Genomic DNA, 23,214 nt, shown 5'->3' on the forward strand with positions numbered 1-23,214 from the left:
GGCCGCGAGCGCATGCGGGGTTGCTGAGCGTCTGCTAGGCGTCGGCGCGGATCAGGTCTGACGCCTTCTCAGCAATCATGACGGTTGCTGCTTGGGTGTTGGAGCTGACCAGGTCGGGCATCACCGACGCATCGCAGACCCGGAGTCCCTCCACGCCGCGGACCTTGAGATCCGCCGAACACACCGAGAGGTCACCCGAGCCCATCGCGCAGGTTCCGACTGGGTGATAGGCAGTGCGACCGAAGTCGCGTGCGTAGCGGATCAGCTCGTCCTTGGTGCTGCCGTAGGTCGCACCCGGATGGTGCTCGCCCTCGATGTAGCGCGAGAACGCCGGCTGAGTCATGATCTCGCGCATCTGGCGGACACCCTCGATGCTGACGTCGACGTCGTAGTCCTCTGCGAGATAGTTCGGATCGATTAGGGGCGGTGCTGCCGGGTCGGCCGACGCCAGTCGAACCGAGCCGCGGCTGTGCGGCCGCACGAAGTAGGTATTGAGAGTGCAGCCGTAGCCGGGCCTCGTGGCCGTGACGCCGGCTTCGGCCCCTGCAGCGGGGAGGAAGTGGAACTGCAGATCGGGCGTCGGCGCAGAGGGATCGCCGTAGGTGAAGGCGCCGCCCTCGACAACCGTCGAGGTCAGCGGGCCGCGCCTGCCGGCGGCATAACGAACGAATGCAAGGACGCTCTCTGGCCCGAAGCGGAGCAGGCGGTCAACGGAGATCTTGTCCCTGAGTGAGTAGACGACATCGAGGTCGCAGTGGTCCTGGAGGTTCCTGCCCACGTACGGCGACTCGACCACGGTGTCGATTCCCAGATCGCCGAGGGCGGAGGGGTCGCCGATGCCCGAGAGCAGCAGGATCTTCGGCGTGTTGATGGCACCGGCAGTCATGAGGACTTCGCGGTCGGCCCGGCGAGTCGAGGTCCGTCCGCCGGCCTCCGTCTCGACGCCGACGACGCGGCTGCCGTCGAGAATGACGCGCCGGACGTGGCTGTGCAGCTCCACGGTGAGATTCGGACGGTTCTGGACGGGCTTCAGGTAGCCGGTAGCGGCGCTGCAGCGCTTCCGATCGCGATTGGTGATCTGGTAGGCGCCGACGCCGTGCTGTGACTCGCCGTTGAAGTCGTCAGTCTCAGGTATCCCGGCTTGTTTGCCTGCTTCGATGAACGCGACGGTCAGCGCGTGGAGATCGGGGAAGTCCGACACGCCCAGCGGGCCGTCGGTCCCATGCCACGGCCCGCCGAGCCGGGCATTGCCCTCGGACCGCACGAAGTACTGCTGAACTTCGGCGAAGCTCCAGCCGCTGCAGCCGTGCTGCTGGCTCCAGCGGTCGTAGTCCTGCGGGGCGCCGCGGGTGAAGACCTGGGCATTGATCGAACCGCCGCCGCCGAGCACCTTGCCCTGCGCGTAAGGGATGGTGCGGTCTTCGCAGTGCTGCTGGGGAGCGGTGGAGAACCCCCATTCGTAGGGTCCTGCGGTCAGCTTGGCGAAGCCGGCCGGGATGTGGATCAGCGGGTGACGATCCCGCTTGCCGGCCTCAATGAGCAGGACCGAGACGTCGGGGTTCTCGCTGAGCCGGGCCGCGAGCACGCAGCCCGCAGTGCCGCCTCCGACGATGAGGTAGTCATAGCTGCTGCTCATTGGATATGGCGCCGGGGGATGGTGGCGTTGATGGTATCGATCGCATCGATGACCTCGTGGGCCACCCAGACACGAGATCGGCCGGCACGGTGTTCGCTCAGCCGCAAGATGCCAGCGTCGGCGAGCTGGTGCAGGATCTGCGAGGCGCGACCCGGTGTCAGTTTGTACGCGGATTGGACTTCGCCAGCGGTGATGGCAGGCGTTCCGAGCAGACCGTCGAGAATCTGCGAGACAGCAGATCCCTGACGGGTGCGGACGCGCTGGCGATAGGTGTCAGCGATATCAGCGATGCGTGCCACGAGGCGGACCGCAGCGTGTGCACCGTCATTGACCGCGGAGGCAAACACGGTGATCCAGTCGTCGAGGTCACCCCGGCGGTATGCGGTGAGGCCGCCGACGTAGCCGTTCGGGTTATGCAGAAGTCCGTGCGCGACGGGCACCGGCGTTGTCGCCGTCGCAGATCCGGGGTCGAGCAGTCGGTGGATCAGCAGCCGTCCGATGCGGCCGTTGCCATCGACGTAGGGATGGATCGTCTCGAACTGTGCGTGCGCGATCGCGGCGTGCACGATCGGGTGCACATCGCGTCGGGCAGCGAAGCGCACTAAGTCGTCCATCAGCCCGGGAACCTGGTCCCACGGCGGGCCTTCGAAGTCTGCGCTCTGGCGACTCTGACCGATCCACACCGCACAGTCCCGCCACGCGCCGAGATGCTGCCGCTCCATTTCCGGATCCGCCGCGAGCAGGCTGCGGTGGCGACTGTGGAACCAGTCCTCGCTCAGATCATCGGTACCGCGTTGAGTGTTCAGCGCGACCGTGACGTTCGCAGCGACCAGCTCCGTCGGGACCGGATAACGGCCCCGATCAGGATCGTCGTCGAGATCGGCGAGTGCTACGGCCAGCGATTCGCTGGAGGTCGTGATGTGCTCGATCTGCGAGGAGGCGACTGCGTCGGCACGGATGAGCACGGCGCTGAGATGACCGAGTACGCCAGTCGTCTCCGCGGCGCGGTCGCGCAGATCACTGATTGCCCGCGCCGCTTCAGCCAGCGCCTCGCCCGTGGCCCGCTGAAGCGCGGGAATCGCGAGCTCCCCGATGTGCGGAGGCACAGTCTGCGTGACCGTTATGGTGCGCGGGCTCTCGTCATCCCACGATCGCCACAGCTCGTTCTCCACCGTTGCGCTGTGCAACTGGGCTTCCGGCCATCGGGGCACTGGCTGCCTCCATACCTCAACACGATCCATTCAATGTAAGGTTATCACCAATTATCTAAACTTAGAATGCAATGGTTTAGGTCGATCAAATGCTGCGATGGGAATAGCACCAGCGGGCGAATTACCCTTGCCGATACGCGAACGGCTGACTTGGGGATCGCCAGTGCCGAAGACGTACACGTTGCCATACACGCTGAAGGCGCCTTCGGAGGAAACCGAGCACATGTATCTGGCTGAGGTGCCGGTGCTGCCGGGGTGCCGAGCGTGGGGCGAAACCGCTGAAGAGGCGCTGCACAACCTCGACGGTGTCGCAGCGGACTTCATCGCGTCGTACAACGAACACGGCGACGAGCTGCCTGAGTCCATTGCTGCTGCGGGTGAACTCGTCGTTGCGGTGTGACGTATCGGGAACTGACGCGGAAACTGAGCTCACTCGGCTGCGAGGTCGATTGCCAGTCGAGAGGTTCTCATGGGCCTGAACGCTCAGTCCCCGCACCCCGCTCCGGCGACGTGAACGCATAATTCACGGGTTCGGCACCGGACAATCAACCACAGGGAGGCTGCCATGCCCCGGAAGCGATTCGCGATCGACGAGGCGACCCGCTCGAAGGATCTCACCGGCGCGACGTACATCGTCACTGGTGCCAACTCCGGAGTGGGTCTCGAGACCACCCGTCAGCTGGTGACCCAGGGTGCTCATGTGGTCATGGCCTGCCGGCGGGTCGAGGCCGGCGAGGAGGCGTCTCGTAGCTTTAGCGGTCTTGCCGGAACGCATGAGGTCATGCGGCTCGACCTCGCCGATCTCCATTCGGTTCGCGAGTTCGCGGCTGCATTCACCGCCGAGCACGATCGTCTCGACGGGCTCGTGTGCAATGCCGGCATGGTGAACATGCGTCGTGACCTGGAACGAACGACGGACGGATTCGAGTCGACCATCGCCGTGAGCTACTTCGGCCACTTCCTGCTGACCGAACTCCTCCTCGACACGCTCAAGGCGACCGCACCGTCACGAATGGCGATCCTGTCCTCGGTCGTGCACGCGGGAAGCCCCAAGAACCGGCCGCAGCTGGTACTCGACGACCTCAACTACGAGCGGCGCGACTTCAGCGGCATGCGCGCCTACTGCGAGGCGAAGGTGGCGACGGTGCTCTACGCCGCAGAGCTCGCCCAGCGGCTGGAGGGCGCGGACGTCTCGACCTTTTCTGTCCACCCCGGATGGGCCCGATCGAACTTCGGATCAGGCGGCCCCCTGCCGATGCGTATCGCAATGGCGATCATGCGGCCTCTCAGCCGGCTCGTGTCCGACAGCAACACGGAGTCGGCCCAGACGACACTCCATTGTCTGTTGTCCGACGATGCGCCCCGGCACTCCGGCGCCTACTTCAGCCAGAGCAGCGTTCTCTACCGCGACAAGGAGTGCCGGAACGGTGGCTGGCCCATGGACACGCCGAACCCGAACGCCAGGAACATGGACACCGCGAGGCAGCTTGTCGCGTTGAGTTACGACCTCGTCGGGCTGGACAATCCCTCGTCGGCCAACAGAGGCGATCAGGTCAGCGAGTAGCGGATCGGCAGGCTCTTGTGCCCGCCCACGAAGGTGGTCTTCATGGTGGCAGGATCTCCAGCCAGCTCGACCGTGGCGAGTCGAGGAAGCACGTGGGCGAACAGGTTCCGCAGCTCAAGCCGAGCGAGTTGCGCGCCCAGGCAGAAATGGACGCCGTAGCCGAATGAGATCTGGCGGGCGGCGTTGTCGCGCTCGATGTCGAAGCGCAGTGGATCGTCAAAAACATTCGGGTCGAGGTTCGCCGCCTTGTACGACAGATACACCCACTCCCCCTCGGCGATCTCCTGCCCGAGGATCTCCGTGTCGGCTTGGGCGGTGCGCATGAAGTGACGCACCGGTGCAGTCCAGCGGAGCATCTCCTCGACTGCGTTGACCATCAGCTCGTCGGGAGCCGACTGCAGCTTCGCGAGTTGATCGGGGTGTTCGATCAGTGCCTGCATGCCGCCGGCCATGGCGCTCGAGGTGGTGTCGTGTCCAGCGGTCGCCGCAATGATGTAGAGACCCATCGTTTCGAGATCAGGAAGTGTCCGGCCGTCGATCTCGCCGTTGGCGATGGCGCTTGCCAGGTCGTCGGTACTCTCAGCCCGCCGGGACGCAGTGAGCTGCGAGAAGTACGCGTTGAAGTCGCCGATGACCTGTGCCTGCACCTCGGGGCTGACCTCGCCGCGCTGGAGGTCGGGATCCTCCTGGCCGAAGAGCTGTTGCGTCAGCATCAGCATCCTCGGGTAATCCGATTCGGGCAGTCCCAGGATCGCGAGGATGACCTCGAGCGGGTACGGCAGCGCGACCTCCACCGCGAAGTCAATCTCCCCTCGTGCGGATTCGAGCTTGGCGATGGCCTTCGCGCTGAGCTCATCGAGGCGCGGCTCGAGCCGGCCCACCGTCCGGGGCTTGAACCAGTCGGCGATGACCTTGCGGTACTTGCCGTGGTCGGGGGCATCCATGTGGATCAGCGACTTGATCACCGCCTGGCGCCCTTCGATCTGAGCGTTCGTCGCCAGCACGGGCTCTGGGCCGTTGGTGAACAGGCCGGGATCGCGCTCCACCTCCAGGACCGCAGCGTGATCGATCACTGCCCAGAACGGTCGGAATCCTTCGCGCTCGATGCGATGGATCCCTCCTTCGGCATGAAGCGCGAGCGCTGTCCGGTTCCAGTCGTCAAGATCACCCCAACGGTGGTTGTCGCTGAAGATGTCGTTCGGTGCCGGCGCACCGGCTCTCTTCTTCACCAATCACTCCTCCGGTCCACCGCCGTGCGTTCCGAAGCCCGATGCCCGAACCGCCACGTTGCGTAGCTTGTCATCTGACAGGCGAGAGAAGGGCGTTGGGAATGGTGAAGTACGCGGATGGCCCGACGGCCAATGTCGAGGTCCGCATCGATGCACCGCCGTCAGTGGTGTGGCCCCTGCTCTGCGACATCAACGCTCCCGCTGAGTTCTCCCAGGAGTTCCAAGGCGCCGACTGGGTCGACGACGGCCCGTCTCTCGGGGCGACGTTCCGGGGCCGGAACGAGCACAAGGTCGTCGGCGGGTGGAGATCGACCTGCACCGTGACGGCGATGGACCACGAGCGCTCATTCGAGTGGATAGTCGGTGATGTCGACTACCGGGCCGCTCGCTGGCGCTTCGACCTCGAACCAGACGGCGACGGAAGCACGCTGAGGTTCACCGCCGAGATCGGGCCGGCGCCGTCAGGTCTCAGCCCGGCCATCGAGCGCATGCCCGACCGCGAGGAGGACATCGTCGCCAAGCGCATGGGCGAACACAGCGCCAACATGCGTCGCACCGTCGAGGGCTACAAGCAACTCGCCGAAGCCCGCCAAGCGGGCAACTCATGACCGATCTTCAAATCGGCGTACTACCGGCTGGCTTGGATGCCACCGGCTTCGATTACATCCGCAGCGCTGAGCAACTCGGCATCGATTCGGTGTGGATGCCCGAAGCATGGATGTACGACGCGCTGACCCCGCTCGGCTATCTCGCCGCGATCACCGACCGCGTCCGGCTTGCCACCGGCGTTGTCCAGCTCGGCGCCCGCTCCCCGGCGATGCTGGCGATGTCCGCCCTCGCGCTGCAGAAGATGTCGCAGGGCCGCTTCGTGCTGGGTCTGGGCACCAGCGGACCCCAGGTCATGGAGGGCTGGCACGGTGTCCGCTTCGATCGGCCGGTCACCCGCACCAGCGAGACCATCGACATCGTCCACAGGGTCTGCTCGGGCGAACGGCTCACCTACGAGGGCAAGGTGTACGAGCTTCCCCTGCCTGACAGCCAGGGCCGGTCCCTCCGCTCGCCGGTGGCCGGCGCTTCCATCCCGATCTACATCGCGTCCATGGGGCCAGCCAACCTCCGACTCACGGGCGCCAAGGCCGACGGATGGATCGGCACTGCGTTTCTGCCCGAGTCGGCCAACGTGTTCACCGACCACATTCGTGAAGGCGCCGAGTCATCGGGGCGATCCCTCGACGACATCGAGCTGACGGTTGCGGTGACCCTCGACTTCTCCGACGAGCCCGAGGCAGCGGCACGGCGCCATGCCGACGGCTACGCATTCACCATCGGTGCCATGGGGTCGTCCTCGACGAACTTCTACAACCAGGCGTTCACCCGGCAAGGCTTCGGCGACGCAGTCGAGGAGGTGCAGCGACTTTGGCAGTCCGGTGACCGGGAGGCGGCCGCGGCAGCAGTGCCCATCGAGATCGGGTTCCGCACGAACCTGCTGGGCAGCGACGCCGAGGTGAGCGAGCGACTCCGCGCCTACCGCGCGTCGGGGATCCGCACCCTGCGGGTTCGGGTCGATACGGACGACCCGACCATCCGGCTGGACTCGCTCGCACGACTCATGGACCTAGTGCGTGCCGTCAACCACGAGTGAGGCATCAAAGGCTGACCCGCCGCGATCAGGCGCTCCAGCCGCCGTCGACGTGGATGGTCTGGCCGGTGATGTAGCTGGCCCCGGCGCACAGGAACAGGCACACGTCGGCGTACTCCTCGCCGGTGCCGGGACGCCCCAGGGGCAGCGCTGCCGCGTCCTCGAAGACCGACGGCCACTTGAGCGGGAAGTTCGTGGAGTCGGGATGGACATAGCTCGGCGAGATCGCGTTCACCCGAACGTCGGGAGCGAGGCCGCGGGCGAGCTCCTTGGTCAGCGTGATGACGCCGCCCTTGGCCACGCTGTACGGCGAGCTCGACCCGCCGCCGCGCCAGCCGGCCATCGAGGCCGTGTTGACGATCGCGCCCTTCGACTCCTTCAGGAACGGCGCCGCAGCGTGCGAGGTGCGGAAGGCCGACAGCAGGTTGATCGACAGCGCTTCGGACCAGAGCTCTTCGGTCTGGCTGTCGAGGTCCTCGGGCCCGATGCGCGTGAGCGTCACCGGGTGGCCGGCGATGTTCACCAAGTAATCCAGGCCCCCCATCTGTGCAGCGGCTGCCCGCACCATCTGGCGCGCCGCGTCTGGGTCACGCAGATCGGTGGGCGCAGCGAACACCTCGAGCCCCTCCCCAGCCAGCGACGCGGCTGCTTCACCGAGCCGGTCGCCGTCGAGGTCGGCCAAGGCCACGGTCGATCCCATCTCGGCGAACTTGCGAGCAGTGGCCAGGCCCAGGCCACTGGCACCGCCGGTGACAATGGTCCGCCGTTGGCCGAGATCGGCAGAAATCATGGGCTTCCTCCCTCAGAACCGGTCGCCAGTGGCGAGCCACCTGTGGCAGCCCGCCCGCCGTGTGCGGTCGTACAGTCAGTCAACCAGCATCACCCATCGACTCAGCGAGGAATCACATGCCAGCCGTCGTTGACCTCGAAGCCATCGTCGTGTCAGTGCCCGCGGAAGGGAACGCCTTCACCGAGACCGACACCGAGGACATATTGCTCGTGCTCGTCACCGACGAGGACGGCCGGATGGGCTTCGGGGAATGCGCCTGCGCTCCCGGCGTGCTCAAGGAGCTGATCGAGTTCCCGAGCGAGCACTTCTGGGCCAACGGCATCACCGAGCACGTCATCGGCAAGGACCCGATCGAGGCGCTGGCCATCTACGACGGCATCTACCACTCGAGCTTCTACCACGGCCGCCGAGGGCTGCTCATCAACGCCCTGTCGGCCGTCGACATCGCCCTCTATGACCTGGCTGGCAAGCAGCTCGGCAAGCCGGTCTGGCAACTGCTGGGAGGTGCCCGCCAGCCGGGGGCGCGCCCCTATGTGACCCTGTATCCGGGCGACACCAGGGGCGAGCCGACCGGCGTGATCCTGGACAAGATGGAAGGGATCGTCGACCTTGCCCGGCAGTCGGGCTTCACCGCCATGAAGCTGCCCTTCGTCGGGCTCACCGAACTGCCCGATCACCAGGTGGTCGATCTGGTGGGCCAGCTCCGGGCGATGATCGGCGACGACGTGGTGCTGGGCACCGATCCCGGATATCGCTGGACCCACTGGCAGGAAGCGCTGTGGGTGCTCAACCGCCTCGACGACCACCGGGTGTACTTCGCCGAGGTACCGCTGCGTCACGACGACATGGAGGGGTACCGCCAGCTCGCGGCCCGCTGCCCGCTGCTCATCGGCGCAGGCGAGTTCTCGACCGGCCGCTGGGAGGCCAAGGAGTGGCTCGACCACGCCAAGGTGCCGTTGCTGCACTGCGGTATCAGCCGGGCCGGCGGCTTCACCGAGATCGCCCGCATCTCGGAGATGTGTGAACTCGCCGGGGCCCTGCTGATGCCCCACAGCTACGCCACGGCCGTCTCCGACTACTCCAACCTCCACATGCAGATCGCGAGCATGCAGATTCCGATGGTCGAGTTCCGCACCATCGAGCCGGTCACCTCGATTCTGCGCCGCGACCTGGTCCACCCGGCGATGCCTGAGATCGTCGACGGATGGGTGGCGCCGCCGACCGCACCCGGGCTGGGCCTCGAGCTCAACATGGACCTGGTCAACCAGTTCCGGGCTCGGCTTAGTTGAGCGGCACGGTAGCGGGGTTGTAGTCGAGCAGCCCCGGCCGGAAGGGGCCTTGGGTGGGCAGGTCGGGGTTCTGCAGGGCGCGTCCCTCCTCCACCGACCACAGGGCGACGTTGTTGCCGCGCTCGCAGCGCACGTTCTGGTAGATGTCCAGCGCCTCTCCCACGGTGCTCGACGCCTCCAGCGAGCGAGCCAGCACCACGGCGTCCTCCACGGCCATCGACGCCCCCTGGCCGAGGAACGGCGTCATGGGATGCGCAGCGTCGCCCAAGATCGCAACTCGGCCGGAAGTCCACACCTCGAGCGGTTCGCGGTCGTACAGGCCCCACTTGAACAGCGCATCGTCGGGCACCGCTCGGATCAGATCCAGCAGGTGAGGCGCAAAGTCGTCGTAGGCATCGAGGAACTGCTGGGCCGTCGCTGGGATCGACCAGCCCTCCTCTTCCCACGTGTCGGTGTGCCCGCAGCCGATGAGGTTCATCAGCTCGCCGCCCCGCAGCGAGTAGTAGAGCAGGTAGCGGCCCGGCCCCCGGTGCATCGCCAGCTCCCGCTCACACGTGATCGCCGGGGCTGCCTCTCCTGGCAGCACCGCACGGAATGCCACCTGGCCGTTGAAACGCGCCGGCGGGCCTCCGAACACGAACGAACGCACCGCCGAGCCGTTGCCGTCGGCACCGATCACGAGCGGCGCGGTGTCGGTCGCGCCGTTGGCGAAGCGAACCGTCACGCTGTCAGCATCCTGGTCGAGCGCCACGAATTCGTGCGCTGCACGTACCGCAGCGGGGTCGTTGCCTCGCACCGCAGCCAGCAACACGCTGTGCAGATCGCCTCGATGCACCGACAACGACGGCAAGCCGAAGTTCTCCTCGACCCGGGCGTTGGGCAGGTCCGCGATGATCTCCCCGGTGGCGTAGTCGCAGAAATGCAGCACCTCCGGGCAGCTCGACACGGCCGCCACCGCATCGTTCACGCCCAGATCGATCAACCCATTGCGCCCGTTGGGCTGCATCACGATGCCCGCGCCGATCTCACGCAGCTCGCTCGCCCGCTCATACATCGTGACCGCGATGTCGCGGCGCTGCAATGCGAGCGCCAGCGACAGCCCGCCGATCCCGCCACCAACCACAACAACCCGATCAACAGCCATAGCGTTCATTCTGATGATTACACCCAATCGGCGCACAGCTCGGCCCCCGGGCTCGACACGGGCTCAACCTGGTCGCCGTCGAGGAGTTCCCGCTCAACGCATCCGGCAAGATCCAGAAGTTCCTGCTGCGCGAGCGCTACGACGCTCAGGTCTAGCCGACGCTGGTCACGTCGTCCGGGTGACCTTGGTGATCCCTTGTGGCGAGTCTGGATCCCGACCCTTGAAACCGGTCAGGTAGTAGGTGAACAGCTGGGCCGCCACGACGGCGGGGATCGGGCTCAGCCACTCGGAAATCGGAGCAATCGGGATCGCTGCGCCAGCGAGCGCCAGCGTTTGAGCGTCGTCTGAGATGACTGCGAGTTTCGCTCCGTAGTCGCGACGCAGATGCTCGAGGAGCTCATGGACTCCCCGAAGTGGGGCGCCAGATGGAGCGACGGCCAGGACGGGGAGGCCATCGGCCACCAGCGCGACGGGGCCATGCAGGAAGTCAGCGGTCGAGAACGGCATCGCACAGATACCCACCAGTTCCTGGAGCTTCAGCGCCCACTCGAATGCGGTCGAGAGATTGAATCCGCGTCCGATGACGGCGGCCGACGCATCGTCAGAAAATCGGCTTGCAGCATGAGCGATCTGTTCACCGGAGGCGAGCACGCGAGCGACATCATCGGCAACGCGCGAGAGACCGGCATAGTCTCCGCCCATCGCAGCGGCGATGAGCGCAACCGCGGCAAGTTGAGAGGTGTACGTCTTGGTCGCAGCAGTCGCCCGTTCCTCGCCGGATTCGAGCTCGAAGCACAGGTCTGCGACCATGGCGAGAGGCGAGTCCGGATGATTGGTGATGGCAACAGTGGGCCGCCGCTGGCACCGGGCCTCCCGGAGCACTGCAACAAGGTCAGGCGACTCACCGGATTGAGAGATACCAATGACGATCGCTCTGTCGAGCCGAGGCGGCCGCTGATACAGCGTGTAGAGCGACGGCGTCGCGAGCGCTACCTGGAGACGGTGCCGGGACCCCCAGACGTACTGCGCATACCGAGCTGCGTTGTCAGATGTGCCCCGGGCGGCGATGACCACGGATGCGGTGTCGGCTGCACCGATGAGTGCGGCGACTTCGCCGGCGACTGATCGGTTCGAGTCGAGCATTCGGCGGACGGTGTCGGGCTGTTCGTGGATCTCATCCCAGAGGCTCATCGTCCGGCAGCGATCATGATGCGGGCTGGGCGCGGCCGGTGGAATGCCACATCGACGCCTCCAATTGGAGCCGTCGCACCCGGCACGATCACACCGAGTCCGCGCTCGCTCGCCGCTCCGGTGCAGCTTGCGACCGTCACGGAATATCCATGAGCCATCAGTGCCGCGAACATGGCGAAGAACACGGCTTCCTTCGCATCGTTGGGCACCCCGTAGTCCTCCATCGTCGTGACCCGCGCAGGCGCGAGCGCATCGGCGATGTGCCTCATGAGGAGCGGATTGCTGGTGCCTCCGCCGGCCGCCACAACCTCGGTGATTCCCCGCCGGCGCAGATCATCACCGATCACCTTCGCCGCGTGGTGGGTCGTCGTGGCCACGACATCGTTCGCTTCCACCGGACCAACTGCGTCCAGCGCAGCGTCGAGATAGCGAGCACTGAACAGTTCCTTGCCGGTGGACTTCGGGGGGTCCAGTGCGTAGTAGGGCTCGTCCAAGAGGTGCGACAGCAGCGCCGGGTTGACGTGCCCGGCGGCCGCGCGGGCGCCGTTCGCGTCGTACGACTCGCTCCCGTCGCTAGCCCACTGGGTGGCGATGTCAATCAGCGCGTTGGCAGGACCGATGTCATAGGCGATCGGTTCTGATTCGTCAACGAGGGTGACGTTGGAGATTCCTCCGAGATTGAGCGCGGCCCGAGGTCCTCCCTCGCGCCCGCGAAGCAGCATGACGTCGAACGATGAGGCCAGAGGTGCGCCGTGCCCCCCGGCAGCAATGTCAGCAGCTCGAAAATCGGCGATGACGGGGAGTCCAGTGGCCTCGACGATCCAGGCTGGCTGGCCGAGCTGGAGCGAGCCCATCGCTTGCCGATTTTCTACCCAGTGGAACACCGTCTGACCGTGGGAACCGATCAGCTCGGCTGAGCCGCCGGCTATCTCATCGTTGGCCCGTGCCGCCGCGGTGGCGAAGGCCTGGCCGATCCTGGTATCGAGCTTGCAGACGTCTTCTATCGAGACTTGAGCGGGCGGCAGTACCGCCGCAATCTGGGCCGTCAGGCCTTCGGGATAGTCGTAGGAAGCACTTCCCACGATGCTCAGACTCACCACATCGTCCGCGACCCCGACGTCGACAACGGCCACATCGATGCCGTCGAATGACGTGCCGGAGATCATGCCGATGGTGCGGAGCGGGCGGTCGGATTGCGTCATCGTTCATAGACCTCAGTGCCGGCGACAAGGGTGGAGTAGATCTCGAGATCGAGGTCGGTGATGACGACGTCGGCAACAGCACCCGGGGCGATGCTGGCGTGCTCGGGTCGCTGCAAGAGCGCCCACGGCGCGAGCGTTGCCGCGCGGACTGCGTCAACGAAGCTGACGCCGAGCTCCAGAAGTGAGCGAATGGCCTCGGGCATTGTGAGCGTTGAACCTGCCATGACCCCGTCGGGCCGCCGGGCTACGCCGTCGACGACGGTGATGCTCTCGCCGCCGAGGGTGTAGCTGCCGTCACCGCAGCCAGCGCCGGCAGACGCGTCGGTCACCAGTACCACGCGGTGCCCGGCCAAGTCGGTGACCATCTTCATGATGGTCGGGGCGACGTGAAGCCCGTCGGCGATCAAACCGATGAACGCATCAGCATGCATCAGCACAGCAGCGGCGATGCCTGGCTCGCGATGATGAATCGACCGCATCGCGTTGAACATGTGGGTGACGGCGGTGCCGCCTGCGTCGAAGCCCGCGAGCGCCTGCTCTTCAGTGGCCTCGGTGTGTCCGAATGACACGGTCACGCCGCCCTCGCGGAGGACGCGGATCATGTCAAGCGCCCCGGGCAGCTCCGGGGCGAGCGTCACCATCCGCAGGTCGGTCACCTCGTCGAGAAGGCGGCGCGCAAGACCCGCACTGGGGCCGAGGACATGGTTGCTCCTGTGCGCTCCCGCTCGGTCTGGATTGATCGCAGGGCCCTCGAGATGGATGCCACGAAGTCGAGCACCGGATGCGACGCCCTGGCCACCCGCGATCGCGTTGGCCTGAGCGATCGTGCGATCGAGTGAGCCAGTGATGAGGGTGGCGAGGAAGCTGGTCACGCCGGTGCGCGCGAGTGCCGTACTGGCTGCCGCCAGTTCATGCCCGCCGGCAGTAGAGAAATCGATGCCGGCGAATCCGTTCACCTGGATGTCCAGAAACCCGGGAACAGCGATGCGGCCGGTCCCGGCACCCTCGCCGATGCCGACTGCGTGAATCCGTCCATCGGCGACCGCCACGTCACCACGGACGAGTTCTGCGCCGAGGACGGCTGCGTCGACACCCAGCTTGTTCATTGCTCGATGATCTCCGCGGCGAGATGGCAGGCGACCAAGCGATCGGCCACCGCTCGAAGGACCGGGCTCTCCTGCGAGCACAGTGCGGTGGCGTGCGGGCAGCGGGGGTGAAAGGCACAACCGGAAGGCGGATCGGCCGGGTTCGGGATCTCGCCCAGCACAGGTGTCTCCTGCGGCCCGGCTTGGTCGTCAAGTCGCATGTGCGGGACCGCGCCGAGCAGGGCGCGGGTGTACGGATGGACGGGATCGTCGGAGACCTGCCTCCAGGTGCCGAGCTCCTGGATGGTCCCGACGTACATGACAGCGATGCGATCCGCGATGTGACGGACGACGCCGAGGTCATGGCTGATGAAGACATAGGTCAGGTCCAGCTGTTCGCGCAACGCCACCATCAGATTGATGATCTCGGCTTGGACTGACACATCCAGCGAGGACACTGACTCGTCGAAGATGACGATCGAAGGTTCGATGGCCAATGCACGGGCAATGCCGACCCGTTGACGTTGGCCGCCCGACAGCTCTGAGGGATAGCGCGAGGCGAATCCAGAGTCGAGACCGACCAGGCCGAGGAGCTCGTCGACCCGCTCTGCCCGGGCGGCTGGCGATTCGACGAGCTTGTGGACCTTCAAGACCTCCTCCACGGCGGTTCCCACCCGACGCCGGGGATTCAGCGATGCGTAAGGGTCCTGGAAGACCATCTGGACGCTCCTGCGCAGCTGCCGGAGTTCTTGGCCGCCTATGTGGGTGACGTCATCACCGAGGATCTCGATCGTGCCGGTCGTGGGTTCGTCGAGGCGGGCGATCAGACGGGCCAGCGTGGACTTGCCGCAGCCGGACTCTCCGACAACACCCAGCGTCTCACCTGGTTCGATGCTGAGCGAGATACCTCGCAGGGCTTGGATCGGGGCCGAGCGTCGGTTCCGCCGGAAGCTCCGGCTCAGCTCTCGCACGCTCACCGCCGCAGTCACGACGCAACCTCGATCGGAACCCAGCACGAGTAGGAGTGGCGAGGTGTGCCGGCTTCGACGGCAGGCATGACGCCACACGATTCGATGGCGTCGACACAGCGCGTCCGAAAGGGGCAGCCGGTCTGTATGTCGTCGAGGCGGGGCGGCCCGCCCGGGATCTGAGCCAACCGCTCTCGGACCTGAGCATGGCGTTCAGGGAACGCCTTGAGGAGCGCCGCTGTGTAGCGGTGTCTCGGGGATGTCAGCACGTCAACAACCGGACCCTGCTCGACGATGCGCCCGCCGTACATGACGACGATCCGGTCGACGAGGTTTGACACCAGAGCGAGGTCGTGCGTGACCCACACGATCGCCGTGTTCTTGGCCGCATGCAGTTCGCGTACCAACGTCAGGATCTGGGCCTGGATCGTGACGTCGAGCGCAGTCGTCGGCTCGTCGAAGATGATCAGCTCCGGTTCCATCGCGAGCGCCATCGCAATCATCACCCGCTGGCGCATGCCCCCAGAGAGCTGGTGGGGAAATGACTTCGCAATCCGCTGGGGATCGGGGATGCCGACGTCTCCCAGCACCCGCCGAACGGTGTCGTCCACTCCCGGACCCTCAGCGCCATGAGCACGCAGGCCCTCGGCGATCTGGGCACCGACACGCATGACAGGATTCAGGGCCGACATCGGATCTTGATAGACCATCGCCAGCCGCGAGCCGCGAATGCGCTGGTAGTCGCGTTCGGCGAGTCCGGCGAGCTGGACGCCCGCGAACACGGCACTGCCCGAGGTGATGCTCACATTCGGCGGCAGCAGGCCCATGATCGACAGCATCGTGATGGACTTGCCCGAGCCGCTTTCGCCGACGAATCCCACTTTCTCGCCAGGCTCAATGTCGAGGGTCACACCTTGGACGAGATGGCGCATCTCATCACCGGCCGAGATCGACGCAGTGAGCTCCTCGAGACGCAACACGGGCGCGGCGGTCACGGCTGCGAGTCCTCTAGCGCCAACCGGAGATGGCCGTCATGGGCCAGAAGCAATGTCGTGGCCGCACCTGCATCGAGACCAGTGGCAACCATGACCACCGCGATCTTGGCCTTGCCGCCCGCGGCATCGAGGGCCCTGATGGCGTCGTCCGTTGATGCTCCGGTGATCTCGCTGATGATCGCTGCGGCGCGCGCTCGGAGTTTGTCGTTCGATACCCGCACGTCGATCATCAAGTTGCCGTAGGTGCGGCCGAGCCGGATCATCGAGACTGTCGACAGCATGTTCAGCACCAGCTTCTGTGCGGTGCCGGCCTTGAGCCGGGTGGAGCCGGCCACGAGCTCGGGGCCGGTAGCGATGTCGATGCCGACCTGGGCGAGCGAGGACAGCGGAGAGTTTTCGTTGTTCGCAATGCCCACGGTCGAGGCACCCCGCGCCCGAGCAGTCTCGATCGCGCCGAGCACATACGGGGTGCGCCCGCTGGCCGAGATTCCAACCACGACGTCATCGGGCCCCGCTTCGAGCATGGACATGGCGTCGCAGCCTGCGTCGTAGTCGTCCTCGGCCGCTTCGACCGCGCGAGCAACGGCGTCGGTCCCGCCTGCGACCACCGCGAGCACCTTCTCTGGCTCGACGCTGAACGTCGGCCCGCATTCCGCTGCGTCAAGCACGCCCAGACGCCCCGCCGAGCCGGCTCCGGCGTAGATGAGGCGTCCGCCTGCTCGCAGACTGTCGACGATCACCTCGATCGCCGCCGTGATCTCGTCGGTGCGAGCCCTGACGGCCTCGATGACACCACGGTCGAGATCGTTCATCGCCGCGACGATGTCGCGCGTCTCCCAGAGGTCCAGATCTCGGTGGGCATCGCTTCGGCGCTCGGTCGACAGACCCGCGAGGTGCTCATTGATCCTGGTCATCATCGATTCTCCCCAGTGGGGTCGAGCGCGTCTCTCAGGCCGTCGCCGAACATGTTGAAGCCGATGACCAAGGCAGCGACGACGACTGCCGGCCCGGCGAAGTTCCACCACGCAGTTGTGGCGAGCGCACGGGAGTCGGCAATCATCAACCCGAGCGAGGCCTGCGGCGGCTGGGCTCCCAGACCGAGGAAGCTGAGGCTCGACTCGGTCAGGATCGCCCATGACAAGGCGAGGCTGATTTGCACGATGATCGCGGCGGCCACGTTGGGGAGGATGTGGACGACGAGAATCCGGGCTGGATGGAATCCGAGCCCCTCAGCCGCTTCCACATATTCCCGCGTGCGAAGTGACAGCACGGGGCCGCGAGCGACCCTGGCGAAGATCGGTGTGTACACGACCGCGATCGCTATCGCCGTGTTGCGCCAGCCGGGACCGAGCGCGGTCACGATTGCCAGCGCCAGCAGGATTGCCGGGAACGCGAAGAAGACATCCGCCACGCGCATGGTCACCGAGTCGAATCGGCGACCGAAGAAGCCCGCTGCGAGTCCGAAGGTGCTGCCGATCACAGCAGCGATCGCGACTGCGACGATCGAGACCTGCAGCGAGAGCCGAACGCCGTCGAGCACACGTGACAGCACATCGCGTCCGAACTGGTCGGTTCCCAGAAGGAATGCGCCCGACGGGCCCTGCAGGCGGCTCTCGGGATGCTGCTCGGCCGGCGGGTAGGGAGTTATCTCGAAGAGGGCAACAAACATGGCGATGAGGTGCAGCGCCACGATGATCCCGCCGGCCATGGCGGATGGACTCGCCGCGAGACGTCGCATCAACGACCGAGGCGCGCTCACTTGTACCGGATCCTCGGGTCGAGGCGCGCATAGAGCAGGTCGACCAGCAGGTTGACCATCACGAAGAGTCCGGAGATCACCAGGATCGTGCTCTGCACGACGGCGTACTCCCGCTTGCCGATGCCGTCGAGGACGAGCCTGCCGAGGCCGGGCATCGCGAAGATCTGTTCGACGATGACCGTGCCGCCGAGGAGGTAGCCGAACTGGATGCCGGTGATGGTGGCAATCGGTATGGACGCGTTGCGCAGGATGTGGACATATCGCACCCGGCGCGCCGAGATTCCCTTGCCCCGGGCGGTGCGCACGAACGGCTGAGTGGAGGTCTCCAGGAATGCCGATCGGGTGGTGCGCATGATCGTTCCGCTCAGGGCGAGCCCGAGCGTGATGGCGGGGAACATCATCTGCTGGACATTGAGCCAGGGGTCTTCCCACGGGGCCGCGTACCCCCGAGCGTTCGGGAAGTAGTCGAACCAGGAAGCGAACAGCGTGACTGCAAAGGTGCCGATCACGAAGTTCGGAATCCCTAGGCCCAAGAGCCCGAAGACTTGGATGCCGGCGTCGCTGCGGGTCCCGGCCCTGGCACCCGACAGGACACCCAGCGGGACACCGATCACCAGGCCGACAAGGATCGAGGCAAGGGCGAGCTCCACCGTGACCGGCAGGGCGTCACGGATCTGTGAGGCCACGCTGGTGCCGGAGCGCACGGAGAAGCCGAGATTCCCGGTGACCACGCTGCCCAGCCAGGAAAAGAACTGCTGGTAGGCGGGCTGATCAACGCCGTAGTAGCTGCGCAGCGACTCGATCTGCCGGTCGGTGAGAACGCCCGTCTCCGTGCCGAACGTCGAGGTGATCTCGTCGCCTGGCAGCAGCCGCAGCACAACGAACACCAGCACTGCCACGCCCGCGAGGGTGAGCACAGAGGCAACGAGTCGCACGAGCGCGTATCGCCAAGGCATCACGAGACCAGCCAGTCATCTAGTCGGCACTCTGGATAGCACCACGCCGGTCTGATCGCCCGGATAGGCGATCAGACCGGCGCTGGCCGGAGGTGTCATTCGACGAGCGACGCCTCTCGCAGGAACTGGAGGGAGCCGGTGGGCATGGGCGTGAAGTTGTCCACGCCATTGAGCATCCGGTACTCGAAGCCGTTGTAGATCCAGATCCACGGCGACGCCTCCTGCAGCGCTGCGGAGAACTCTGCGTAGATGCGGACCCGGGCGGACTGGTCAGTCTCGACCCGTCCGGCAGCCATCAGCTCGTCGAGGATGTCCGAAGAGTAGGAGGCGATCGGGTTGAGGTTGCCGTCTGATGTCCAGTAGCGGACATACATCTGGTGCGGGTCGATCTTTCCGCTGTTGAGGGCGACCGCAGCGTCGAAGTCCGCTGCCAACCACCGTTCGACATAGACGTCGGTCTCGAGCACCTCGAGGTCCAGTGCGATGCCGACCTCGCCGAGCTGGGCCTGGACCACTTGAGCCTCATCGACAGCCGAGGCGTAGAAGATCGGGACGATGACGTTGAGCTCGAATCCGGCGCCCTGTCCGGCTGCATCGAGCAGTCGTCGAGCCTCAGCGACGTCCTGCTGACCGCCGCATGGCAGCCCATCGGGCGGGGACTGGTACGCCGGGATGGTGATCGGACCCGTGACGGCACCCTCGCCGAGCGCCGCCGAGTCGATGACCTCTTGACGGTTGATCGCGCACGAAATGGCGTGCCGCACGGACTGATCGGCCAACGGCCCTCGGTTCGAGTTCATCATCAGGGCGTGGTACGCGAGTGCGGGGGTGCGAAGCACTTCCACGTCGCCTCCGGCCTGCACGGCCACGAGCGGATCGGTGATGACAGCGACGTTGACTTCGCCCACATCGACTGCCGCCAGGAGCGAGGCTTCATCGGGCAGCACTCGAATCTCGATTCCTCCGACTTGCGGCGCGCCTCGCCAATGGTCGAGGTTGGCCGTGAGCGTCAGGGATTCGCCCTGCTGCCATTCGCCCCAGACGAACGGCCCGGTGCCGTCGGGTGACGTGTCGACGGTGCCGGTCGCGATCGCGTCCGCCGACATCATCGCCGCGTTCAGATCAGCGAGCGACGCCAGGATCGGGGCATCGGCCTGCGACAGGTTCAGGACGACCGTTGACGCGTCGGGTGTGTCCACCGAAGCGATCGATGCGATGTTCGCCCGAGTGACCGCGCCCGTCTCCTCGTCGAGGATCCGGTTCAACGAGGCGGCAGCATCGCCGGAGTCGAACGAATCGCCGCCGTGGAACATCACGCCCTCGCGCAGATGCAGCGTGAGGGTGCGGCCGTCGGCGGAGAACTCCCAGCTCTCGGCGAGGCCGGGGCCGACCGCAAGGTCCGCGCCGAGGCTCAGCAGTGTGTCGTAGACGAGCTCGAGAGCTTGCACCGACTGGAACGCCGTCGCCCGATGCGGATCGAGAACATCTATGTCCGCAGCTCGGCCGACCACGATGGTTCCAGTCGGCGGGGCAGGGCTGTCATCGGTCTCGGCTTCGTCGCCGGCGTCACCGGCGTCGTCAGCGGCGGCGTCACTGTCCCCGGCGTCGGGGTCGTCTCCAGGGTCGTCGGCCGCGGCATCCGGCGAGTCATCGGCCTGTTCCGTCGGAGCAGCCGTGTCATCAGCGGCCTGTTCGTCTGCATCGTCGCCACATGCGGAGACGAACAACGCGAGTGCCGCGAACAGGGCGACCATCCTCGTCAACCAACGTGCTTTTTCGCTCATGTGGGACTCCCTCCAATAGTCTGGTCTGGACCTTTCAGCGGTGATCTAGACCATTGCATATTGGCATAGACCAATCTCAGTGTCAACATTGGGAGCGGAGGAACGCCTGCACATGACCGACACACAGCGACTGCCGAAGTACTACCGGGTCAAAGAAGTGATCATGGCCGAGATCGACGGCCTCCAGCCCGGCGCGCCCCTGCCCGACGAACGGACGCTCGCCGCCTCATTCGAGACCTCCCGCACCACCATCCGACAAGCCCTCCAGGAACTTTCCCGGGAAGGGCGCATCATGCGACGTCAGGGCCACGGCACCTTTGTGGCGGAGCCAAAGCTCACACTGCCGCTGCGCCTGTCCTCCCATACCGAGGACATGCACGAGCTCGGCATGGAGCCGAGCTCACGGGTTCTCTCCGTGACCGACGAGTGCGCCGACGACACGATCGGCGACGCGCTCGGCATTGATGTCGGCGACCCCATCACCGTCATCTCGCGCGTGCGCCTCGCCGACGGCGTTCCGCTGGCCCTCGAGATCAACCACCTCTCCCAGACTCGGTTCCCCGGTATCGCCCGGCTCATCAATGACCACGTCTCGCTCTACGAGATCCTCGTCGACGACTATTCCGTGACCCCCCACCACGCGCTCGAGACGATCGAGTCCGCGCCGGCCACTCCGGAGGAAGCCAAGCTGCTCGAGACCGAGATCGGCACGCCCATGATGCTGATGACCCGCCAGTCCTTCGAATCAGACGGCGATGCGTTCGAGTACGTCCGATCGGTGTACCGCGGCGACCGCTACCGCTTCGCCACTCAGCTCACCACCTGACTTCGGCGGCCGATCGATGCCAGTCCGGGTGTTCTCGTCTCGTGATCGAGGCGAGGCGTACCGCGTCGGACGGTCCTTTCTGGAGGCAGACCCGCTGCGCAACTGCGTGGTGATGGAGATCCTCTGCCAGCCTCAGCCAAGCGGCGACGGCGGGCAGTTCTGGTGGGTCGACGACGGCACGCGAGTCTGCGGACTTGTCGCCCAGCACTCGCCTGAGTCGATGGCCCTTGTCTCGCCCATGGACAAGGAGGCTGTTGACGCCGCGGCGGCGGCCATCGCCGAGTCTGGCGTCGACCTGCCAGGAGTCAGCGCCGACGCCGCCACGGCAGCGTTGTTCGCAGGCAAGTGGACCGAGCGCACCAATGGCGCCGCAGTCCCCTGCTTCGCCCAACGAATCTGCGCAGCAGAGGCGCTGCTGCCGCCCCAGCCGGCCGAAGGTCGGTTGCGGCGAGCCGTAGACACCGATGCCGACGAACTGATCGGCTGGCTTGATGAGTTCGGCGCGGAGACGGGCGACCCGGTGCCCGACTCGGACTGGCTGATACGCCAGCGTCTGTCGGAGCATGAGCTCTGGATCTGGGACTGTGGCAGGAGCGTGAGCATGGCTGCACGTACGCCTGCCGTCGCCGGCATCAGCCGGGTGCAAGCCGTCTTCACCCCCCGCCAACACCGAGGTCAGCGATTCGCAGCCAACGTGGTTGCGGCCATCACCACCGCCATCCTGGATGACGGACTCCGCCCGATGCTCTACACAGACCTCGCGAACTCGACCTCCAACATGCTGTACCGGTCGTTGGGCTATCGCGCCGTCGAAGAAGTGACTCGATACCGATTCAGCCACCCGTAGCGCCGCACAATGGCGGCGGCGAGGGTGGAACAGTCGACAGCCGAACGATGTGGCGCCTGCCGCCCGCTACTCGGCGACGCGGACGGTGAACTCGAGTCCTCCGGTGAACGGCAGGGTCATCGTGCGGAGCTTGTTGGCGGGGTCGTTGAGGAACTCGAAGTACGGCTGGTAGCCCTCGGCGGACGAGATGGTGTTGTCGGTGACGACGACCGCGCCGGGGCGCAGGGCGGGGGCGACCAGTTCGAGAGCGTCGAGAGCGACATGCCAGATGTCGACGAGCAGGAAGTCGATCGGTCCCCCGCAGTCGACCAGCGTCTCGCGCAGATCGCCCTCCCGCAGCTCGATCCAGCTCGCCAGGCCTGCCTCTTCGAAGTTGGCCCGGGCGACGGCGGCCTTGTCCGGCTCGTACTCGGTAGCGATCACCACGCCGTCGTCATGACCGTTGTCCCGCACGGCGGCGGCCAGGTACAGGGTGGACACCCCGTGGGACGTCCCGGCCTCGACCACACGCCGAGCGCCCAGAGCGCGGCAGACCTGATAGCAGAACATCGCCTTGTCGCGATCGAGCGCAACGAGCTTGTCGGCGAGGTACTGGCGCATGTCGTCGTCGAAGCCGCGCTGGGTCCGATCTCGGCCGCTCTCCCGCCGCGCCTCGGAGAAGAACGCCGACGTCTCGGCGGCCTGCGCGTCGCTCTCGGCGTGCAGCCGATCGAGCAGTGCCTCGAGCGCAGGATCGTGCAGGGGCGATGTCATACATGTCCTCTCTTGATTACCGAGTGTCGTCGTCCGAGTTCGGGGGCTTCAGGCCAACGGTCACAGACTCAGGACGGCTCGCAGTCCGTCATCGATGGCATCGACCAGTGCCCGAGGCCATCCGCCCTCCGATCGCCGCGGCGTCTTCGCGAGTCAGTCCGCCGGGCGCGGCCAATGCTGCATCGGCCACGAGCTGATCGGCGAATGACATGGTCGACTGGACTGCATGGCGCCGGAGCTGCCCGGTGACCCACCTCGAGAACGGCACGTCCAGGCTGTCGATGATCGGCACCACGTCGTCCGGCACGCTGATGATCCTGTTCGGCACGTACGTTTTCTATCTGCG

General features: G+C 66.0%; 23 protein-coding genes. 7 read left to right on the plus strand and 16 right to left on the minus strand.

All coding sequences use genetic code 11. The features are described 5' to 3' along the window. Positions 1-34: 34 nt before the first annotated feature. Complete coding sequence (locus ACOGI5_RS14130) at positions 35-1,636, minus strand: GMC family oxidoreductase (protein ID WP_419865047.1); 1,602 nt, start codon at positions 1,634-1,636, stop codon at positions 35-37. After that, positions 1,633-2,847, minus strand: coding sequence for a Fic family protein (locus ACOGI5_RS14135; RefSeq protein WP_419865048.1), 1,215 nt, complete (start codon positions 2,845-2,847; stop codon positions 1,633-1,635). Before ACOGI5_RS14135 ends, ACOGI5_RS14130 begins: the two co-directional genes overlap by 4 nt. Positions 2,848-3,010: 163 nt before the next feature. Between ACOGI5_RS14135 and ACOGI5_RS14140 the strand changes: the two genes are divergently transcribed. Both ACOGI5_RS14140 and ACOGI5_RS14145 read left to right on the plus strand, forming a co-directional pair. Further along, the gene (locus tag ACOGI5_RS14140; protein ID WP_419865049.1) at positions 3,011-3,247 is read left to right on the plus strand and encodes a type II toxin-antitoxin system HicB family antitoxin; all 237 of its coding nucleotides are present in this window, start codon (positions 3,011-3,013) and stop codon (positions 3,245-3,247) included. 165 nt (positions 3,248-3,412) lie between these two features. Next, a complete protein-coding gene (locus ACOGI5_RS14145; protein WP_419865050.1) occupies positions 3,413-4,411 on the plus strand; it encodes an SDR family NAD(P)-dependent oxidoreductase in 999 nt (332 codons plus the stop codon). Here ACOGI5_RS14145 and ACOGI5_RS14150 read toward each other — a convergent pair. After that, positions 4,396-5,640: a cytochrome P450 gene (locus tag ACOGI5_RS14150; RefSeq protein WP_419865051.1), complete on the minus strand. Its 1,245-nt coding sequence runs from the start codon at positions 5,638-5,640 to the stop codon at positions 4,396-4,398. The genes ACOGI5_RS14145 and ACOGI5_RS14150 overlap by 16 nt on opposite strands. Positions 5,641-5,741: 101 nt before the next feature. Here ACOGI5_RS14150 and ACOGI5_RS14155 point away from each other — a divergent pair, with 101 nt between their 5' ends. Together ACOGI5_RS14155 and ACOGI5_RS14160 are read left to right on the plus strand one after the other, a co-directional pair. Further along, positions 5,742-6,248, plus strand: a complete 507-nt coding sequence (locus ACOGI5_RS14155) for an SRPBCC family protein (RefSeq protein WP_419865052.1) — start codon at positions 5,742-5,744, stop codon at positions 6,246-6,248. Next, complete coding sequence (locus ACOGI5_RS14160; protein WP_419865053.1) at positions 6,245-7,282, plus strand: LLM class flavin-dependent oxidoreductase; 1,038 nt, start codon at positions 6,245-6,247, stop codon at positions 7,280-7,282. Before ACOGI5_RS14155 ends, ACOGI5_RS14160 begins: the two co-directional genes overlap by 4 nt. Before the next feature lie 25 nt (positions 7,283-7,307). Here ACOGI5_RS14160 and ACOGI5_RS14165 read toward each other — a convergent pair whose 3' ends face one another. Further along, complete coding sequence (locus ACOGI5_RS14165) at positions 7,308-8,069, minus strand: SDR family NAD(P)-dependent oxidoreductase (protein WP_419865054.1); 762 nt, start codon at positions 8,067-8,069, stop codon at positions 7,308-7,310. A gap of 116 nt (positions 8,070-8,185) precedes the next feature. Here ACOGI5_RS14165 and ACOGI5_RS14170 point away from each other — a divergent pair, with 116 nt between their 5' ends. Beyond that, the gene (locus ACOGI5_RS14170) at positions 8,186-9,358 is read left to right on the plus strand and encodes a mandelate racemase/muconate lactonizing enzyme family protein (RefSeq protein ID WP_419865055.1); all 1,173 of its coding nucleotides are present in this window, start codon (positions 8,186-8,188) and stop codon (positions 9,356-9,358) included. Here the strand turns inward: ACOGI5_RS14170 and ACOGI5_RS14175 are convergent. The 10 genes from ACOGI5_RS14175 to ACOGI5_RS14220 all read right to left on the minus strand — a co-directional run bounded on the left by ACOGI5_RS14175 (position 9,351) and on the right by ACOGI5_RS14220 (position 20,442). Beyond that, entirely contained in the window at positions 9,351-10,502 is a 1,152-nt protein-coding gene (locus ACOGI5_RS14175; RefSeq protein WP_419865056.1) for an FAD-dependent monooxygenase, read from the minus strand. The genes ACOGI5_RS14170 and ACOGI5_RS14175 overlap by 8 nt on opposite strands. Before the next feature lie 165 nt (positions 10,503-10,667). Further along, positions 10,668-11,693: an SIS domain-containing protein gene (locus tag ACOGI5_RS14180; RefSeq protein ID WP_419865057.1), complete on the minus strand. Its 1,026-nt coding sequence runs from the start codon at positions 11,691-11,693 to the stop codon at positions 10,668-10,670. Beyond that, complete coding sequence (locus ACOGI5_RS14185) at positions 11,690-12,895, minus strand: anhydro-N-acetylmuramic acid kinase (RefSeq protein WP_419865058.1); 1,206 nt, start codon at positions 12,893-12,895, stop codon at positions 11,690-11,692. The genes ACOGI5_RS14180 and ACOGI5_RS14185 overlap by 4 nt, the downstream gene beginning before the upstream one ends. After that, positions 12,892-14,001, minus strand: a complete 1,110-nt coding sequence (gene nagA / locus ACOGI5_RS14190; RefSeq protein ID WP_419865059.1) for an N-acetylglucosamine-6-phosphate deacetylase — start codon at positions 13,999-14,001, stop codon at positions 12,892-12,894. Before nagA ends, ACOGI5_RS14185 begins: the two co-directional genes overlap by 4 nt. After that, a complete protein-coding gene (locus tag ACOGI5_RS14195) occupies positions 13,998-14,969 on the minus strand; it encodes an ABC transporter ATP-binding protein (RefSeq protein WP_419865060.1) in 972 nt (323 codons plus the stop codon). The genes nagA and ACOGI5_RS14195 overlap by 4 nt, the downstream gene beginning before the upstream one ends. Further along, on the minus strand, positions 14,966-15,943 hold the full coding sequence (locus tag ACOGI5_RS14200) for an ABC transporter ATP-binding protein (protein ID WP_419865061.1): 978 nt from the start codon (positions 15,941-15,943) through the stop codon (positions 14,966-14,968). The genes ACOGI5_RS14195 and ACOGI5_RS14200 overlap by 4 nt, the downstream gene beginning before the upstream one ends. Next, positions 15,940-16,860 carry an N-acetylmuramic acid 6-phosphate etherase gene (murQ, locus tag ACOGI5_RS14205; protein WP_419865062.1) on the minus strand — a complete coding sequence of 307 codons (921 nt, stop codon included), beginning with the start codon at positions 16,858-16,860 and terminating at the stop codon, positions 15,940-15,942. The genes ACOGI5_RS14200 and murQ overlap by 4 nt, the downstream gene beginning before the upstream one ends. After that, positions 16,857-17,702: an ABC transporter permease gene (locus ACOGI5_RS14210; protein WP_419865063.1), complete on the minus strand. Its 846-nt coding sequence runs from the start codon at positions 17,700-17,702 to the stop codon at positions 16,857-16,859. Before ACOGI5_RS14210 ends, murQ begins: the two co-directional genes overlap by 4 nt. Further along, positions 17,699-18,658 carry an ABC transporter permease gene (locus tag ACOGI5_RS14215; RefSeq protein ID WP_419865064.1) on the minus strand — a complete coding sequence of 320 codons (960 nt, stop codon included), beginning with the start codon at positions 18,656-18,658 and terminating at the stop codon, positions 17,699-17,701. Before ACOGI5_RS14215 ends, ACOGI5_RS14210 begins: the two co-directional genes overlap by 4 nt. A gap of 95 nt (positions 18,659-18,753) precedes the next feature. Next, positions 18,754-20,442, minus strand: a complete 1,689-nt coding sequence (locus ACOGI5_RS14220) for an ABC transporter substrate-binding protein (RefSeq protein ID WP_419865065.1) — start codon at positions 20,440-20,442, stop codon at positions 18,754-18,756. A 112-nt stretch (positions 20,443-20,554) separates the two neighbouring features. Between ACOGI5_RS14220 and ACOGI5_RS14225 the strand changes: the two genes are divergently transcribed. Continuing rightward, on the plus strand, positions 20,555-21,268 hold the full coding sequence (locus ACOGI5_RS14225) for a GntR family transcriptional regulator (protein ID WP_419865066.1): 714 nt from the start codon (positions 20,555-20,557) through the stop codon (positions 21,266-21,268). A gap of 16 nt (positions 21,269-21,284) precedes the next feature. Beyond that, on the plus strand, positions 21,285-22,115 hold the full coding sequence (locus tag ACOGI5_RS14230; RefSeq protein ID WP_419865067.1) for a GNAT family N-acetyltransferase: 831 nt from the start codon (positions 21,285-21,287) through the stop codon (positions 22,113-22,115). 66 nt (positions 22,116-22,181) lie between these two features. On the opposite strand, the gene ACOGI5_RS14235 is transcribed toward ACOGI5_RS14230, so the two are convergent. Beyond that, positions 22,182-22,868: an O-methyltransferase gene (locus ACOGI5_RS14235; protein WP_419865068.1), complete on the minus strand. Its 687-nt coding sequence runs from the start codon at positions 22,866-22,868 to the stop codon at positions 22,182-22,184. Positions 22,869-22,956: 88 nt separating this feature from the next. Then, positions 22,957-23,196 carry a hypothetical protein gene (locus tag ACOGI5_RS14240; protein ID WP_419865069.1) on the minus strand — a complete coding sequence of 80 codons (240 nt, stop codon included), beginning with the start codon at positions 23,194-23,196 and terminating at the stop codon, positions 22,957-22,959. Positions 23,197-23,214 lie beyond the last annotated feature (18 nt).

The sequence above is a fragment of the Candidatus Poriferisodalis sp. genome, assembly GCF_965208925.1.
Taxonomy (GTDB): Bacteria; Actinomycetota; Acidimicrobiia; order Acidimicrobiales; family Poriferisodalaceae; genus Poriferisodalis.